General features: G+C 67.9%; 11 protein-coding genes and 3 pseudogenes. 10 read left to right on the top strand and 4 right to left on the bottom strand.

The window, feature by feature from the left end:
* Positions 1 to 3: 3 nt before the first annotated feature.
* From ACY5J6_RS12335 to ACY5J6_RS12305, 7 genes are read left to right on the top strand one after another with little or no spacing between them, the layout of a single operon-like run.
* Positions 4 to 579, top strand: a complete 576-nt coding sequence (locus ACY5J6_RS12335) for a TetR/AcrR family transcriptional regulator (protein WP_462846675.1) — start codon at positions 4 to 6, stop codon at positions 577 to 579.
* Positions 566 to 1,699 carry an acyl-CoA dehydrogenase family protein gene (locus tag ACY5J6_RS12330; protein ID WP_462846674.1) on the top strand — a complete coding sequence of 378 codons (1,134 nt, stop codon included), beginning with the start codon at positions 566 to 568 and terminating at the stop codon, positions 1,697 to 1,699. The genes ACY5J6_RS12335 and ACY5J6_RS12330 overlap by 14 nt, the downstream gene beginning before the upstream one ends.
* Before the next feature lie 59 nt (positions 1,700 to 1,758).
* Positions 1,759 to 2,550, top strand: a complete 792-nt coding sequence (locus ACY5J6_RS12325) for an SDR family NAD(P)-dependent oxidoreductase (RefSeq protein ID WP_462846673.1) — start codon at positions 1,759 to 1,761, stop codon at positions 2,548 to 2,550.
* Entirely contained in the window at positions 2,534 to 2,989 is a 456-nt protein-coding gene (locus tag ACY5J6_RS12320) for a MaoC family dehydratase (RefSeq protein WP_462846672.1), read from the top strand. Before ACY5J6_RS12325 ends, ACY5J6_RS12320 begins: the two co-directional genes overlap by 17 nt.
* On the top strand, positions 2,986 to 3,339 hold the full coding sequence (locus ACY5J6_RS12315; protein ID WP_462846671.1) for a PaaI family thioesterase: 354 nt from the start codon (positions 2,986 to 2,988) through the stop codon (positions 3,337 to 3,339). Before ACY5J6_RS12320 ends, ACY5J6_RS12315 begins: the two co-directional genes overlap by 4 nt.
* Before the next feature lie 35 nt (positions 3,340 to 3,374).
* Positions 3,375 to 4,979, top strand: coding sequence for a long-chain fatty acid--CoA ligase (locus ACY5J6_RS12310; protein WP_462846670.1), 1,605 nt, complete (start codon positions 3,375 to 3,377; stop codon positions 4,977 to 4,979).
* Positions 4,979 to 5,740 carry an SDR family oxidoreductase gene (locus ACY5J6_RS12305; protein WP_462846669.1) on the top strand — a complete coding sequence of 254 codons (762 nt, stop codon included), beginning with the start codon at positions 4,979 to 4,981 and terminating at the stop codon, positions 5,738 to 5,740. The genes ACY5J6_RS12310 and ACY5J6_RS12305 overlap by 1 nt, the downstream gene beginning before the upstream one ends.
* Before the next feature lie 58 nt (positions 5,741 to 5,798).
* Here the strand turns inward: ACY5J6_RS12305 and ACY5J6_RS12300 are convergent, their stop codons facing one another.
* Positions 5,799 to 6,845, bottom strand: coding sequence for a glycoside hydrolase family 130 protein (locus ACY5J6_RS12300; protein WP_462846668.1), 1,047 nt, complete (start codon positions 6,843 to 6,845; stop codon positions 5,799 to 5,801).
* 627 nt (positions 6,846 to 7,472) lie between these two features.
* Positions 7,473 to 8,843 (bottom strand): replication initiator protein A, encoded by a 1,371-nt coding sequence (locus tag ACY5J6_RS12295; RefSeq protein ID WP_462846667.1) that lies wholly within the window; start codon positions 8,841 to 8,843, stop codon positions 7,473 to 7,475.
* Positions 8,844 to 8,972: 129 nt separating this feature from the next.
* Between ACY5J6_RS12295 and ACY5J6_RS12290 the strand changes: the two genes are divergently transcribed.
* Positions 8,973 to 9,953 carry a LacI family DNA-binding transcriptional regulator gene (locus ACY5J6_RS12290; protein ID WP_462846666.1) on the top strand — a complete coding sequence of 327 codons (981 nt, stop codon included), beginning with the start codon at positions 8,973 to 8,975 and terminating at the stop codon, positions 9,951 to 9,953.
* A 63-nt stretch (positions 9,954 to 10,016) separates the two neighbouring features.
* Positions 10,017 to 10,313, top strand: a pseudogene (locus ACY5J6_RS12285) (ABC transporter substrate-binding protein); the annotation flags it as partial.
* Positions 10,314 to 10,348: 35 nt separating this feature from the next.
* Here the strand turns inward: ACY5J6_RS12285 and ACY5J6_RS12280 are convergent.
* Positions 10,349 to 10,828: pseudogene (locus ACY5J6_RS12280) on the bottom strand (transposase); the annotation flags it as partial.
* 224 nt (positions 10,829 to 11,052) lie between these two features.
* Here ACY5J6_RS12280 and ACY5J6_RS12275 point away from each other — a divergent pair.
* Positions 11,053 to 11,923, top strand: a pseudogene (locus ACY5J6_RS12275) (transposase family protein).
* A gap of 186 nt (positions 11,924 to 12,109) precedes the next feature.
* Here ACY5J6_RS12275 and ACY5J6_RS12270 read toward each other — a convergent pair.
* Positions 12,110 to 14,926, bottom strand: coding sequence for a hypothetical protein (locus tag ACY5J6_RS12270; protein ID WP_462846665.1), 2,817 nt, complete (start codon positions 14,924 to 14,926; stop codon positions 12,110 to 12,112).
* Positions 14,927 to 14,981: the final 55 nt, after the last annotated feature.

Here is a 14,981-nt window from a genome sequence, read left to right as displayed (position 1 = left end):
GGTATGCTGACGACCACCAGGGACCGCATCCTTGAAGAAGCCGCCGGGCTCTTCACCGAGAAGGGCTACGAGGCCACCAGCGTCCAGGACATCGCCCAGGCCCTGGGCCTTTCCAAGGCCGCCTTGTACCATCACTTCGGGAGCAAGGAGGAGATCCTTTACGAGATCAGCCTCCTGGCCCTAAAGGGCCTGGTGGCGGCGGGGGAGGAGGCCCTTAAGATCCCAGATCCCAAGGAGGCCCTCCTCCGCTTCATGGAGGGCCATGCCCGCTATTTCGAAGAGAACTACCCCTTCTTCGTCACCATGCTCCAGGGGATCAAGAGCCTTTCCCCGGAAAACCGCCTGAAGACCATCGCCCTCCGCGACCGGCACGAGGCCAACCTGCGGGCGATCCTGAGGCGCGGGGTGGAGAAGGGCGTCTTCCGGGAGGTGGACGTGGCCCTGGCGGGGCGGGCGGTGCTCTCCATGCTCAACTGGATGATCCGCTGGTTCCGGCCCGGGGAGCCCATGCGGGCGGAGGAGGTGGCGCGGGGGTACTACGACCTGATCCTAAGGGGGTTGGAACGTGGAAGTGCCTGAACACAAGGAGATCCGGGAGCTCGCCCGGAGGTTTCTCGCCGAGCGGGGCGGGGCGCTTAGGGCCTACGAGGAGGAAGAGGCCTTCCCCTGGCCCCTGGTGGAGGAGATGGCGGGGCTTGGCTTCCTCGGGGTCTTCGTCCCCGAGGCGCTGGGGGGAGCGGGGCTGGACTTCTTCGCCTACCTCGCCCTCCTGGAGGAGATGGGGGGGTGGGCCTCCTTGCGCTCCATCCTCTCGGTGCAGCAGAGCCTGGTCCTCACCCCCCTCCTCGCCTACGGCACCGAGGCCCAGAAGGCCCGCTACGTGCCCCGCCTCGCCCGGGGGGAGGCCCTGGGGGCCTTCGCCCTCACCGAGCCCGAGGCCGGGTCGGACGCGGCAAGCCTCAGGACCCGCGCCCGCCGGGACGGGGACTTCTACGTCCTGGAGGGGCAGAAGACCTTCATCTCCCACGCCAACGTGGCCCAGGTCTTCCTCGTCTTCGCCAAGACCGAACCCGAGAAGGGGGCCAAGGGGATCACCTGCTTCCTGGTGGAGCGGGAAGACGGGGTGAGGACGAGCCCCCTGAAGGGGAAGCTGGGCCTAAAGGCCGCGGACACGGGGATGGTCTTCCTGGACGGGGTGCGGGTGCCCAAGGACCGGGTCCTGGGGCAGGAGGGGGAGGGGTTTAGGATCGCCCTTTCCACCCTGGACACGGGGCGGGTCTCCCTGGCGGCGGGGGCGGTGGGGCTCATGCAACGGGCCCTGGACCTCTCCCTGACCTACGCCAAGGAGAGGAGGCAGTTCGGCAAGCCCATCGCCCAGTTCCAGCTGGTCCAGGAGCACCTCGCCGCCATGAAGCTGGACCTCGAGGCCGCCCGCCTCCTCACCTACCGGGCCGCCTGGAAGAAAGCCAAGGGGGAGCCCTACACCCTCGAGGCCAGCCTGGCGAAGCTCTTCGCCTCCGAGGCCGCCAACCGGGTGGCCTACCGGGCCATCCAGGTCCACGGGGGGTACGGCTTCTTTGAGGAGTACGAGGTGGCGAGGCTCTACCGGGACGCCCGCATCCTCACCCTCTACGAGGGGACGAGCGAGGTGCAGAAGCTCATCATCGGGGCCCACCTCACGGGGATGCGGGCTTTCTAGGAGGAGAGGGTGGCGGCGAAGCCTTTCCGTAAGGCCCTTTACCCCAGGCGGGTGCGCTGATGGGAAGGCTTTCAGGGAAGACCATCCTGGTCACGGGCGCGGCGGGCGGCATCGGGCAGGCGGCCTTGGAGCTCTTCGCCCGGGAGGGGGCGAGGCTGGTGGCCGTGGACCGGGAGGAGGGGCCCCTGGCCGAGGCGGTGGCGGCCCTCGAGGCCGAGGCCATCGCCGTGGTGGCGGACGTGTCCGACCCGAAAGCGGTGGAACAGGCCTTCGCGGAAGCCCTGGAGGAGTTCGGGCGCCTCCACGGGGTGGCCCACTTCGCGGGGGTAGCCCACTCCGCCCTCTCCTGGAACCTTTCCCTCGAGGCCTGGGAGAAGGTCCTCCGGGCCAACCTCACGGGAAGCTTCCTGGTGGCGAGGAAGGCGGGGGAGGTCCTAGAAGAGGGAGGAAGCCTGGTCCTTACCAGCTCCGTGGCCGCCCTGGGCGCCTTCGGCCTCGCCCATTACGCCGCCAGCAAGCTGGGCGTGGTGGGCCTGGCCCGCACCCTGGCCTTGGAGCTCGCCCGTAAGGGCATCCGGGTCAACGCCCTCCTCCCCGGCCTCATCCAAACCCCCATGACGGCGGGGCTTCCCCCCTGGGCCCAGGAACAGGAGGTGGGCGCCTCGCCCCTGGGCCGGGCGGGAAGGCCGGAGGAAGTAGCCCAGGCCGCCCTTTTCCTCCTCTCGGAGGAGAGCGCCTACATCACGGGCCAGGCGCTCTACGTGGACGGGGGCCGGTCCATCGTGGGCCCGCCCGGCCTGCCCCCAGGCTTTGGCCCCAAAGGAGGTGAGAAAAATGCCCATGTACTTTGAGGACTTTGAGGTCGGCCAGCGCTTCACCACCCCGGCCCGCACGGTGACCGAGGCGGACGTGGTGAACTTCGCCGGGGTCTCCGGGGACTACAACCCCATCCACACCGACGCCGAGTTCGCCAAGTCCACCCCCTTCGGCCAGCGCATCGCCCACGGGCTTCTGGTCCTTTCCATGCTCACGGGGCTTAGGCAGCGCACCGGCCACCTCGAGGGCACGGTGATCGCCTGGCTGGAGATCCGGAACTACAAGTTCCTCAAGCCCGTCCTCATCGGGGACACCGTCCACGGGGAAACGAAGATCCTGGAGAAGCGGGAGACCTCCAAGCCCGACCGGGGGATCGTGGTCCAGAGGGTGCGGGTCCTGAACCAAAGGGGCGAGGTGGTACAGGAGGGCGAGTTCGTCACCATGATCCGCAGGAAGCCGAAGGAGGGGCGTTGAGCCCTTTCTCCCGCTGGTTCCAGGCGCAGATCCTCAGGAAGGAGGGGGGAGAGGCGGAGCTGCTCCTAGCGGTGCGGGAGGAGTTCCTCCAGGGACAGGGGATCGTCCACGGGGGGATCCTGGCGGCCCTTCTGGACAGCGCCCTAGGCCAGGCGGTGGAAAGCCTGGGGGCCAAGGTGGTGACCGCGGAGCTTTCCGTGAGCTACCTGAGGCCCGTGCGGGAGGGGACGCTCCTCGCCCGCGGGTGGGTGGTCCACCCCGGGCGCTCCCTCTTTCACGCGGCCGGGGAGGCGCTTTTGGAGGGCAAGCGGGTGGCCTTCGCCAAGGGGGTCTTCTACCGGGTGGGGTAAGGGCTTATACTGGGTCCAAAACCAAGGAGGTGCGCATGTTCCCGAGCACCATGATGGACGAGGAGCTGAACCTTTGGGACTTTCTGGAAAGGGCGGCGGAGCTCTTTGGCCGGAAGGAGGTGGTCTCCCGCCTCCACACCGGGGAGGTGCACCGCACCACCTACGCCGAGATCCACCAAAGGGCCAAAAGGCTCATGGGGGGCCTGAAGTCCCTCGGGGTGGGGGTGGGGGACCGGGTGGCCACCCTGGGCTTCAACCACTTCCGCCACCTGGAGGCTTACTTCGCCGTCCCCGGCATGGGAGCGGTCCTCCACACCGCCAACCCCCGCCTCTCCCCCAAGGAGATCGCCTACATCCTGAACCACGCCGAGGACAAGGTCCTCCTCTTTGACCCCAACCTCCTCCCCCTGGTGGAGGCCATACGGGGCGAGCTGAAGACCGTGCGCCACTTCGTGGTCATGGACGGGAAGGCCCCCGAGGGCTACCTGGCCTACGAGGAGGTCCTGGGGGAGGAGGCGGACCCCGTGCGGGTGCCGGAAAGGGCGGCTTGCGGCATGGCCTACACCACGGGCACCACGGGCCTGCCCAAGGGGGTGGTCTACAGCCACCGGGCCCTGGTCCTCCACTCCTTGGCGGCGAGCCTCGCCGACGGCACCGCCCTTTCGGAAAAGGACGCCGTCCTCCCCGTGGTCCCCATGTTTCACGTGAACGCCTGGTGCCTGCCCTACGCCGCCACCATGGTGGGGGCCAAGCAGGTCCTGCCCGGGCCCAGGCTGGACCCCGCCTCCTTGGTGGAGCTCTTTGACGGGGAGGGGGTGACCTTCACCGCCGGGGTGCCCACGGTCTGGCTCGCCCTGGCGGACTACCTGGAAAGCACCGGCCACCGCCTCAAGACCCTAAAGCGCCTGGTGGTGGGGGGCTCCGCCGCGCCCAAGAGCCTCATCCAGCGCTTTGAGCGCATGGGCATCGAGGTGCGCCAGGGCTACGGCCTCACCGAGACCTCGCCGGTGGTGGTGCAGAACTTCGTGAAGAGCCACCTCGAGGCCCTCCCCGAGGAAGCGAAGCTCTCCCTCAAGGCCAAGACCGGCCTTCCCATCCCCCTGGTGCGCCTCCGGGTGGCGGACGAGGAGGGCCGCCCCGTGCCCAGGGACGGGAAGACCCTGGGGGAGGTCCAGCTCAAGGGCCCCTGGATCACCGGGGGCTACTACCAGAACGAGGAGGCGAGCCGATCTGCCCTCACCCCGGACGGCTTCTTCCGCACCGGGGACATCGCCGTCTGGGACGAGGAAGGCTACATAGAGATCAAGGACCGGCTCAAGGACCTGATCAAGTCGGGCGGGGAGTGGATCTCCAGCGTGGACCTGGAGAACGCCCTCATGGGCCATCCCAAGGTAAAGGAGGCGGCGGTGGTGGCCATCCCCCACCCCAGGTGGCAGGAAAGGCCCTTGGCGGTGGTGGTGCCAAGGGGCGAGAAGCCCACCCCGGAGGAGCTGAACGAGCACCTCCTCCAGGCGGGCTTCGCCAAGTGGCAGCTCCCCGACGCCTACGTCTTCGTGGAGGAGATCCCCAGGACCAGCGCGGGCAAGTTCCTCAAGCGGGCCCTGCGGGAGCGGTACCAGGGCTTTTACGGGGGTGCCTGATGTTCCTGGAGATGTTCCGCCTGGACGGCAAGGCGGCCCTGGTCACGGGCGGGTCCCGGGGGCTCGGCCTCGAGGCCGCCCTGGCCCTGAAGGAAGCGGGGGCCAAGGTGGCGGTGGTGGCGCGGCGGGCGGGCTTCTTTGCCGAGGCCCAAAAGGCCCTGGGGGAGGACGCCCTCTACCTGGAAGGGGACGTGCGGGACGAGGCCCGCCTGGAGGCCATCGCCGAAGAGGTGGAGAGGACCCTTGGGCCTCTGACCATCCTGGTGAACGCCGCCGGGATCAGCTGGGGAGCCCCTTCCCTGGAAATGCCCGTGGAGAAGGTCCGGGAGGTCCTGGAGGTGAACCTGGTGGGGGCCTTTTTGGCGAGCCGGGTGGCGGCCCGGAGGATGAAGGAGAGGGGCTACGGCAAGATCGTCCACATCGCCTCCGTGGCCGGGCTCAAGGGGGAGTACCCCGAGGTCCTGGACGCCGTGGGCTACTCCGCCTCCAAGGGGGGGCTTGTCGCCCTCACCCGGGACCTGGCGGTGAAGTGGGGGCGGTGGGGCATCCGGGTGAACGCCCTCGCCCCGGGGTTCTTCCCCACCCGGATGACGGAGAAGGTCCTGCCCAAGGCCGAACCCCTCCTCAAGGCCACCCTGCCCCTGGGCCGTCCCGGGAAACCCGGGGAGCTCGGCGGGGCGGTGCTTTTCCTGGCAAGCCCCGCCTCGGACTACATCACCGGGGCCGTCCTCCCCGTGGACGGGGGGGCCACGGCCCTTTGATGCCACCCTAGGCTGGCGCAAGCGAGGGGCCCGGGCGGCCCGAGGAGCAAACGGCCCCCTAGACCGGGGCGATGCGGGCCAGGACCTCCTCCAGGGGGGCGGTGAATACGCCTAGGGCGTAATCCCCCACCCCGCCCACGAAGACGAGCTCCTCCCCGTGGAGGAAGAGGCCGTTGCCGTACAGGGTCAGGGGGCGGTCCCCGTAGGACTCCGCCAGGCCCTGCGGGGCCAGGAGGTAGTGGGAAAGACCCACCATCTCCCCGTTCCCCTTGAGGCGGGCGAAGCCGTGCCGGTAGGAGAGGTCCCCCCGGAAGATGCCGTGGAAGGCCACCAGGTAGGTGCCGTCCTCGAGGCGGAGGGCGTTGGTGGACCAGCCCACCTTGTACTCAAAGGGCTCCGGCGGAAGCACGGGCCTGAGGTCGGTTACCCGCAGGGTGTCCAGGTCAAGGCGCCCCCGCCAACAGAGGTCCGGGATGCCGGAAAAGCTCGGCCGCAGGAGGAGGTTCCCCCCCTCCAGCAGGGTGGCGTTTTTCGTGGGCAGGTAGAGCCCCTCCCCCTCCTGGCCCACCCTCAGGAGCCCCTTCCGCCTCACGGAAAGGTCCTCCCCCAGCTCGGCCAGGGCGAGGGCGGCGGTGAAGACGTCCTTGTGGTCGGTGTTCCGGGCGTCCCCCAGCTTGCCTACCGCGGTGTAGAAGAGGAGGAACCCCGCGCCCGCCGCGTGGGCCCGGGCGTCCTCGCATCCCCGGACCGCCTCGTAGAGCTCCGTGGGGTAGAGAACGATCCGCACGGGTAGGGGCCTGGGGATCCGGCCCCGAAGGAGGTCCTCCACGGGCACCGCCGCGTGCCCGATGGCCGAGGCGTAGCTGTAGTAGTCAAAGATCAGGCGGGGAAAGAGGTGGACCACCCCGTCCTTCAGGACCGCCCCGGGGTTAAAGACGGCCAGGGGGCGTTGCCTGGGGTAGTTTTCCACCCGGACCTCCTCCGGGGAGATGTAGAGGCGGCGGCGGAAGAAATCCTCCGTGTGCGGACTCCTTAGCCCCTGGGCGCGCGCCAGGAAGCGGCGGGCCTCCTCCTTCAGGGTCTCCTCCAGCTCGGCGATGGTCATGTCCGACCCCTCCTCCGTTTTACCAGAAGCCCGGCCTGGGAGGAGGCAAACCGGGCTTGCTTAGCAAATCGCCTTATGCAGGGTGGCGCAAGGAAAGGCCGTAGGCGATGGGTTCCAAAAGCGCCCGCACCTGTGCCTTTCCCCCGACCTGTCCCCCGAGCCGGCAGCGCCTAGGGAAGAGAATCTGCTTTCATTCCGATTTGATTGGCGCTGATGTTGATCCTTTAATTGATTTTTAAACCTTGCTTGAAAATAAATGATGATCAACAACAAGGGCGGGGGGGTGGGGCGTGCCGAACCCGTCAGGGACGCAAGTGGGGCCAAAAAACTCCCCAAGTCTTCCGATAGAACTCCCCAAGTCTTCCGATACCAACTCCCCAAGTATTCCGATACCCGGGCCCCAAACTCCCCAAGTCTTCCGATAGGAACTCCCCAAGTCTTCCGATACCAATTCCCCAAGTATTCCGATAGGGGGGCGGCACCAACTCCCCAAGTCTTCCGATATCCCCTGGGCAAAACTCCCCAAGTCTTCCGATAGGGGGGAGAGGCCAAAAGATCCCTTGGGGTCGCGCTTTTTGGGCGGTGCACCTTGGAGGGGAGGAGGGCACGCCCCAAGTCTTCCGATACCTACCTTTCTAGGCGATTACGGAACGAATCCAGCCACTCGTCCAGTGCGCCTCGGGCCGAGGCCTCCTTGAGCTCTTCCACCAGGGCCTTGGGGTCCAGGACCTCTTCCTCCATGAGGCGGGCCAGGTCCTCCAGGTCCCCCACGCTTACCCGGGAGCGCAGGACCAGCTGGGCCACCTGCAGGGCGCGGCGCACCCGCGCGTCCTTGGGGAGGCTTTGCCACTCCCGTTCCGCCTCTTCCTCTACCCGCCTGGCCTCTTCCTCTTCCAAGCGGGCCTGGGTCCTCCGGGCCTGGGGAGAGGGGAGGGCGCGGTCGTACTTGCCGCTTTCGTCCCGGATCACGTCCACCAGGAAGCCCAGCCGGTTTTTCGGCCTGTAGCCCGAGGCCAGGATGATCCGGAAGCGTTCCACCCGCGCCCGGATGTGTTCCAGGGAGTAACGGCGGGCCAGGGAGTAGGCGGAGGTGAAGGAAAGCCCTTCCGCCATGAGGAGCTCCACCGCCTGGGCGTCGGGGACGGACCCCGCCTCCTCGCCGAAGACGTAGATCACCGTTTGGTTCTGGCCCCGGCCCACGTACTCCACCGACTGGAGGTACCGCCGCTCTAGAAGCTCTTGGTGGGCGGGCTCGAGGGTGCGCCGCACCTTGTCGGGCCGCTTGTGGACGATCTTGCAGGCGGCGGCCCACTCCATGAGGTTGACCTCGAAGCGGGGTAGGGGAGAGGGGTTCTCCGGGGAGAAGCGCTGGGCGTCCAGGAGGCGGTAAAGGGCCCGGCTCAAGGGCCTCCGGAGGCTGGCCATGAACTCGATGTCTATGGGCTTTACGTACTGGTTCTTCAGGGAGCGGACGATTTCCTTGGCCAGGGTGATGCGGAGAACGCTGGAGCGATCCAGCCTTCCCTGGCGGGAGCTGGTGTACTCCAGCTTTTCTATGTAGCGGAAGGTGACGCTCTGCCAGCGCCCGTTCTCCCGCCAGGCCTCGGAAAGGACGTAGGTGGCGGTGGTGAGGCGCATCAGGCTCTCCTTGAGGGCGTTGTAGTAGTAGCCCGAGGTGTCCAGGCCCATGAGCTTGAGGATCTGGTAGGGTGTGGCGGTGAAGGTGCCGTCCTCGGGGCTTCCGGCGTTGAAGTAAAGGGCGATGAGGGCCAGGGAGACCTCGTTGTCTAGGCCGTGGGGTACGCCTCCCACCTTCTCGCTGGCGTAGCAGGCCAGCCTCACGGGCTTGCCCAAAAACTCAAACTCCTCCTCCCAGGAGGCGTAGCCCTCGGGGATCCGCTCCTGGATGGAGATGAGGCCCAGGCGGGCCACGTTGGCCTCGTCAAAGTGGCGGGGTCTGGCCAGAGCGGGCTTGGGCGGGTCCTTCTTGGAAGCCATCCTGCTCCCCAGTCTAACGTGGGCGGGAGGGGCTCGGTCATTGCCCCCTAAGCCTGCGGCGGACCCCGGAGCGGCCACCCCCTTGACTGGGGGCTATGGCGAGGTATGCTGAGTACGTAAACGTTTACGATGTCTTCGGAGAGGGCTTTAACCATACGCGATCTTGCTCGGGCCGCCCAGGTTTCCGTGGCCACCGTGAGCCGGGCCCTGAACGGGAGGCCAGGGGTGAGCCGGGCCACGAGGGAACGCATCCTGGCCTTGGCCCGCGAGTGGGGCTTCGTTCCCAACGCCGCCGCCCGGGAGATGGTGGGGATGGCCACCGCCGTGGGGATCCTCTTTACCCCCGGGGTGCGGCGGCACACGCTCTACTTCACCCTTCTCCTCGAGGCCCTCTCGGAGGCCCTCTGGCGCGAGGGACTCCGGGTGGCGGAGGTGGAGGTGGACCCCAAGGGGAAGCCCCGGCAGGAGGCTTTGGGCTACATCCTTCTCGGGGCCCACGAGGGGGACCGCCGGGTGGAGGCCCTCTCCCGGAAGGGCGTGCCCTTCGTCCTGGTGGGGGTCGGGGAAGGGATCTTTTGGGTGGCCCCCGAGGATGTGGAGGGGGGGTACTTGGCCACCCGTCACCTGGTGAATCTGGGACACCGGGCCATCGCCCACCTCACCGGCTACCCCGAGCACCAGGCGGGCCGGGAGCGGCTCCTCGGGTACCGAAAGGCCTTGGCGGAAGCCGGCATCCCCTTCCGCGAGGACTTGGTCCTGGACGGAGCCTTTGACCCCTTAACCGCCTATCGGACGGTCCGTAAGGCCTGGGAACGGGGGCTTCGGTTCACCGCCCTCTTCGCCGCCTCCGACGAGACGGCCTTAGGGGCGTGGGCAGCGCTGGAGGACCTGGGCGTGCGGGTCCCCGAGGAGGTCAGTCTGGTGGGGTACGACGACCTGCCCGAGTTCGGGGAGCGGCTGACCACGGTGCGCCAAGACATCCCTACCATCGCCCGCAAGGCCGTGGCCCTGCTCCTCGAGGCCCGGGAGGGAAAACCTCCCCGGGGGCTTCGCGTGCCCGTGCGCTTGGTGGTCCGGGGGACTACCCGGAGAAGGGAGGTGGGAGCCTAGACCCAAACCGAAAGCCGCAGGCCCTAGGCACCGGCCCCTCTTGCAGAGGGAAAGGAGGTTGCGATGAAAAAGGCTTTCTTGGCCCTTCTGGCCCTTTTGGGGCTCGCGTTCGCCCAAACCCAGGTGCGCATCTCCGGCTGGGGCGGCACCGACATCGCCATCGTCAGTGGGCTTCTGAAGGAGGTGGTCCAGCCCAAGCTGGACAAGGAAGGGATCCAGGTCGTCTACCAGCCCATTGAGGGCGACTACACCCAGTGGCTCTTCAATGCCCTCTCCGCGGGTACGGCTCCCGACCTCTTTTACGTGGACATCTTCTGGTCGGAGAGCCTTTTCGCTGCGGGGCGGGTGGAGCCTTTGGACAACTAGAGGCTGTCGTAAAACTCCTCCACGGCCAGCTACGCGGCCCTGGCCAGCCGCTTCACCAACAAGCGTAGCATGCCCAAGTACACCCAGGCTTCGCTTACCCCAGGGTTGGCTTCATAGTCCTTGGCAAGCCGCCGGTTCCGCCCAAGCCAAGCAAAGGTCCGCTCCACCACCCACCGCTTGGGCAAGGGCTTGAACCCCCTCTCCCGCGGAATCTCCGGCACCTCATCCCCCTCCCGCACCCCCGCGTAGGGACGGGCCACCACCTCAAGCTCCAGCCCCAGGGAAGAAGCCAACTCCTTGAGGCCCCGGTACCCCCAGTCCACAAAGAGCTTCCGCACCCGAGGCCAGGAGGAAAAGTCCATCCCCAGGAGCAAGGCCTGTCCACCCCACTTGTCGTGCTCGTTGGCGGGGTGCACGAAGGCCTTCAAAAGACGGCCCCCCGTGTCCGTCAGGATCTGGCGAGGCAAGATTAGCCCTTGCGGGCTGACCCTCCCCTTGACCTTTTTTGCCCCGTCGTTGCCCCGGGGCCCCCTTTTTCCGTGGTCTGCAAGGTACGAGCTTCGCTCGTGACCACAGACTGGCTAGCAAGGTAGCCCTTGCGGGCTGACCCATCACCAGAGCGCTGGGTGAACCATATCCCTTCGTGTGCTACTTGATCTGGACCCTTGGGGTGTGAAAAAAGAGGGGGTGCTATGGACTCCAACCGGGAGCACCCCCAGAACATAGCCTTCGGCTGACTTACCATCTTGATGCGGAAACCCTTCTCGTGGCTACCTACGTCTGGGTAGATGATGAACTGAAAGCCCTGCAGGCCCAAGGCTTCAAGCTCCCCCCAAAGCAAAAGCACCAGAAGGCCACCTTGGCCGAGCTCCTGACCCTCGCCATCTGCAAGATACGGCCTTCGGCCGTGACTCTCCTGTTGCAAGGCCAGGATCTTGCCAAAGGCTACCTGGCCGCCAAGACCACCATGAAAGCCTACTTCCCCTCCCTGCCCCACCTATCCCGCTTCTACCGGGTCCTTCAAAAGGCCCAGGGCCTGCTGGCCCACCTCGCTATGCGCCTTGCTGGCGGAGAAGGACTTTGCAAGCTACGGGCTTCGCCCGTGACGCAGGTGGTGGACCTCAAGCCCATCCCCCTAGCCCACGGCCACCGGATTCACGGCCTCTCTCTCCCTGAGGCCGCCGTGGGGGTGGGACCCCTGGGGGCTTTCGCGGGCTACGTTCACAAGCTGTTTCCCTGACGGGAAAGCATCATGCCGGTGATGAACGAGCTCGGCCTCTTTTAGAACCTAGCCCCTTCGGGGCTGACCCACTGGGCCCTTCTCCCCGGGAATGCCCGGGAGACCTGAGGGAGGGAGCTGGTGGGTCACGCGCCAGCGTATCTTGTTGGGGAGGGTCAGGAACTGGGTCAGCCCCGCAGGGGCTATCTTGCTCGAGACCCGGTTCAGCGTGGTGGTGCGGTCTTTAGGGCTTCATCGGATAGCTGCTTTCCCGTCAGGGAAACATCTTGTAGCTCGCTCCTACTGGGGCGTGTTGGCCCGGGTGAACCTCATCCGCAAGGTAGCTCCGCTGACGCCGGTCCACAACCTCAGCAAGGTAGCCTGACGGCTGACCCGTAGCCGGGGGCCCCTGAAGTCGGCCAGGATGGAGCTATGAGGTAGCACACGAAGGCATTAGACCCGAGCCTCGTGACAGCTTCGGCGAGGGCCAGGTGTTCCCCCCGTGGTCCACCCGTCCGGTGGCCTACGGGCCCATGGGTGGCGGGAGGGACTGGGAAGAGGGTGCCCTCGGTCAAGCGCCCCTTTTCTGTCCCTCGAGGTGGGGCCGCCCTAGCCCGAGCCCCTCTAGGTCCATGGCCTCCCCCAAGGGGGTCCAGGCCGCCTCCCCTTCCCTTGGGCGCAGGAGGAGGCGGGGGTTGGGAAGGTAGCGCCCCCGGCGCACCCTGAGGAAGAGCCTGCGGGCGGGGCGGTAGTCGCTCTCCACCTCGCTCCGGGCCAGGACCGCGCCTAGGTAGGCCCTACGCTCCCCCAAGGTCTCCTTGCGGGCCAAGGGAGCGGGGAGGAGGGCGGGGGGCAGGTGGCCGAGGGCCTCCGCCAGGTAGCGGGCCGTGACCCCCTCCTCCATGAAGGGCCCTCGCATGCGCAGCTCCGGGAGGGCCAGGGTTTTGAGGCTGGCCAGGGTGGCGAGGAAGGCCCAGTACTCCGGCATCCGGGGGTAGAGGCGGACGAGGTGCCCCTCGGCCTGGACGTCCAGGGCCGTGGGCGCCAGGAGGTCCGCCACCAGGGGAAAGCGCTCGCGGGCGAAGGCCCCATCGGAAAGGGCCCGCTCCAGGGCGTGGAGGAAGGGGGTGTAGCCGAAGGGGTCGCGGGCCTCGGGGTCGGCCCCCTGGGCCAGGAGGGCCTCGAGGAGCTCCCGGTTTCCGGCGCGGGCCGCCAGCATGAGGGGGGTGAGGCCCAAGGGGGTGCGGAAGTCGGGCCCGAAGTCCTTCACCTCCCAAAGCACCTCCTTCCACCCCCGCCCCTCGTAGCTCCGGAGGAGGCGCCGCTCCAGGTCGCGGAACTGCCCCTCGCCGTAGCCCAGACTGGGGGCCAGGAGGGGCCTTAGGACGTTTTGCGCCCCCTCGTGCCCGGCCTGGGCTAGGGCCGCCATGAGGGGGCGCGCCCGGTGGAAGAGGGCGTACTCGTAGAGCTCCCTGAGGGTCTTCCTCCCCAGGCGGCGCGCGCGGAGCTCGGGCAGGACGGCCCGGACCCGCTCCCGGTCGTACACGGTCCAGGGCACGGGCCGCTCCTTGAGGAAGGCCTCCCGCACCGCCTGGGCCTGCTCCAGGTTGCCGTGGGCCTCGAGGCGGGCCGCCTCCCTGGCCCACTCCTCCCGGCTGGAGGCCCGGGCGGCCACCTCCAGCTCTTTCCCGGGCTCCAGGCCCAGGAGGCGCAGGAAGGGGTGCGGGGGGTCCTCCTCCAGCCAGACCACCTCCTCCACCGCCCGGGTCACGGCCACGTAGAGGGCGTTGGTGAAGAACTTGTAGACCTCCAAGGACTTGTCCTCCTTGTCCCGGGCCCGGCGGTAGGCCAGGGGGCCCTCGAGGTCCTCCGGGCCCACCCCCCGGGCCACCTCCCGGTAGACCTCGGGGGCGCTATCCACGGGGCGGAAGAGGACCACGGTGGGGTACTCCAGGCCCTTCACCTCCTGGGCGGAGAAGAGGAGGGGCGTGCCCAGGGCCTGACGGGCCCGCTCCTTGTCCTCGTCCCAGAGGACCACCACCGCCACCTGGGCGCTTTGGCGAATCCTCCGGTCCAGCTCCTTCAGGAGCTCGGGCGCCGCCCGGTGGAGGACCACCCGCCCCTCCCGCTCCCCCTGGGGCTCCACCAGGTAGGTGCTCTCCCGGTCCACGGAACCGAAGCGGGCCTGCTTGAGCCGGAGGAGGCGGTTGGCGAGCTCGGAGACCTTGCGGGCGTTGCGGTAGTTGGCCTTGAGGACGGTGATGCGCTCTAGGGCTTGGGCGTCCTCCCGGAAGAAGTAGCTCTTGAGGGTCGCCCAGCTAAAGAAGTTGGGGTGGACGATCTGGTGGCTGTCCCCGGCGAGGAGAAAGGCCCCCTTGGCCTTGAGGCTCCTGAGGAGCAGGTCCACCTGGGCCAGGGTGAGGTCCTGGACCTCGTCCACCGCCACGAAGTCGTAGGTGGGCTCCACCCGTTCCCGGTAGCGGTGGGCGAGAAGGCTAGGTTCGTAGAGCCCCTCCTCATGGAGGAAGTCCAGGTACTTCCGGAAGAGCGCGTACACCTGGGGCCTCAGGTCCTTGGGGTAGAGGCTCTGGCGCACCCCCAGGGCCAGGTAGGCCTCCAGGGAGAGGGGCCCCTCGGGGCTCGCCAGCAACACCCCCCGGAACTCCTCAAAGAGGGCGTGGGCGTGGGTGAAGGGGTAGGCCCGGGCCCGGGGGGCGAAGAAGCGGAGGAAGTCGCGGAAGCCCACCTCCCTCCCCCCGGGCACCTCGAGGGTCTCCAAGAACTCGCGGAAGGAGAAGAAGTCGGCCTCCTGGTATGGGTTCTCGTAGCCGTGGGCGAAGTAGAGGCGGCGGGCCTCCCGGGCCAGGAAGGGGCTAAGGGTGGCGTAGAGGACCCGCCCCGCCTGCTGGCGAAGCTTTTCCAGCACCAGGGCGGTCTTCCCGGAGCCCGCCGGCCCCAGGAGGAGGAGGGGAAGGGGGGCCTTTAGGACCGCCTCCTGGGCCTGGTCAAAGGTGAGGGGCTTGTCCAGGAGGTGGAAGCGGGGTGCCTTGAGGTCCAGGTGGCGCACGGGTTCGGCTTGGGCGAGGGCGGACTCCGGGACCAGGACCGCTTCCTCCCGCACCTCCGCCCCCCGGAGGAAGCGGGAGCGGTGGTAGGCGTGGTTGGGGATGACCTCGAGGACGAGCCAGGCCCCCTCCTCCCCCACCCGCACCGGCTTGAGGAGGAGGCGGTCCTTGTCGCTGAGCTTGGCGCGGAAGTAGGGGGTAGGCGTCAGCTTCTTGAGCTCCGCCTGGGCCAAGTGCCCCGAGCGCAGGGCTTCCAGCACCCGCTCCAGGCGGTCCTGGAGGTGGGGGGGGACCTCGAGGCCCTCGTAGAGCAAGACCTGCATGAGCTCACGGTACCCTGCCTCCCGGCCGGATGCAAGGACAGGTCCCGGTCCTCCC

This window comes from Thermus sp. H19.2 (assembly GCF_054979525.1).
This window is presented reverse-complemented; position numbering and strand designations above follow the sequence as displayed.

Excerpts from the sequence above, each read along its gene's own strand:
- ACY5J6_RS12325 (WP_462846673.1), top strand. The coding sequence starts at position 1,759 with ATGGGAAGGCTTTCAGGGAAGACCATCCTGGTCACGGGCGCGGCGGGC.
- ACY5J6_RS12305 (WP_462846669.1), top strand. The coding sequence starts at position 4,979 with ATGTTCCTGGAGATGTTCCGCCTGGACGGCAAGGCGGCCCTGGTCACG.
- ACY5J6_RS12300 (WP_462846668.1), bottom strand. The coding sequence starts at position 6,845 with ATGACCATCGCCGAGCTGGAGGAGACCCTGAAGGAGGAGGCCCGCCGC.
- ACY5J6_RS12295 (WP_462846667.1), bottom strand. The coding sequence starts at position 8,843 with ATGGCTTCCAAGAAGGACCCGCCCAAGCCCGCTCTGGCCAGACCCCGC.
- ACY5J6_RS12335 (WP_462846675.1), top strand. The coding sequence starts at position 4 with ATGCTGACGACCACCAGGGACCGCATCCTTGAAGAAGCCGCCGGGCTC.
- ACY5J6_RS12310 (WP_462846670.1), top strand. The coding sequence starts at position 3,375 with ATGTTCCCGAGCACCATGATGGACGAGGAGCTGAACCTTTGGGACTTT.
- ACY5J6_RS12290 (WP_462846666.1), top strand. The coding sequence starts at position 8,973 with ATGTCTTCGGAGAGGGCTTTAACCATACGCGATCTTGCTCGGGCCGCC.
- ACY5J6_RS12270 (WP_462846665.1), bottom strand. The coding sequence starts at position 14,926 with ATGCAGGTCTTGCTCTACGAGGGCCTCGAGGTCCCCCCCCACCTCCAG.
- ACY5J6_RS12320 (WP_462846672.1), top strand. The coding sequence starts at position 2,534 with ATGCCCATGTACTTTGAGGACTTTGAGGTCGGCCAGCGCTTCACCACC.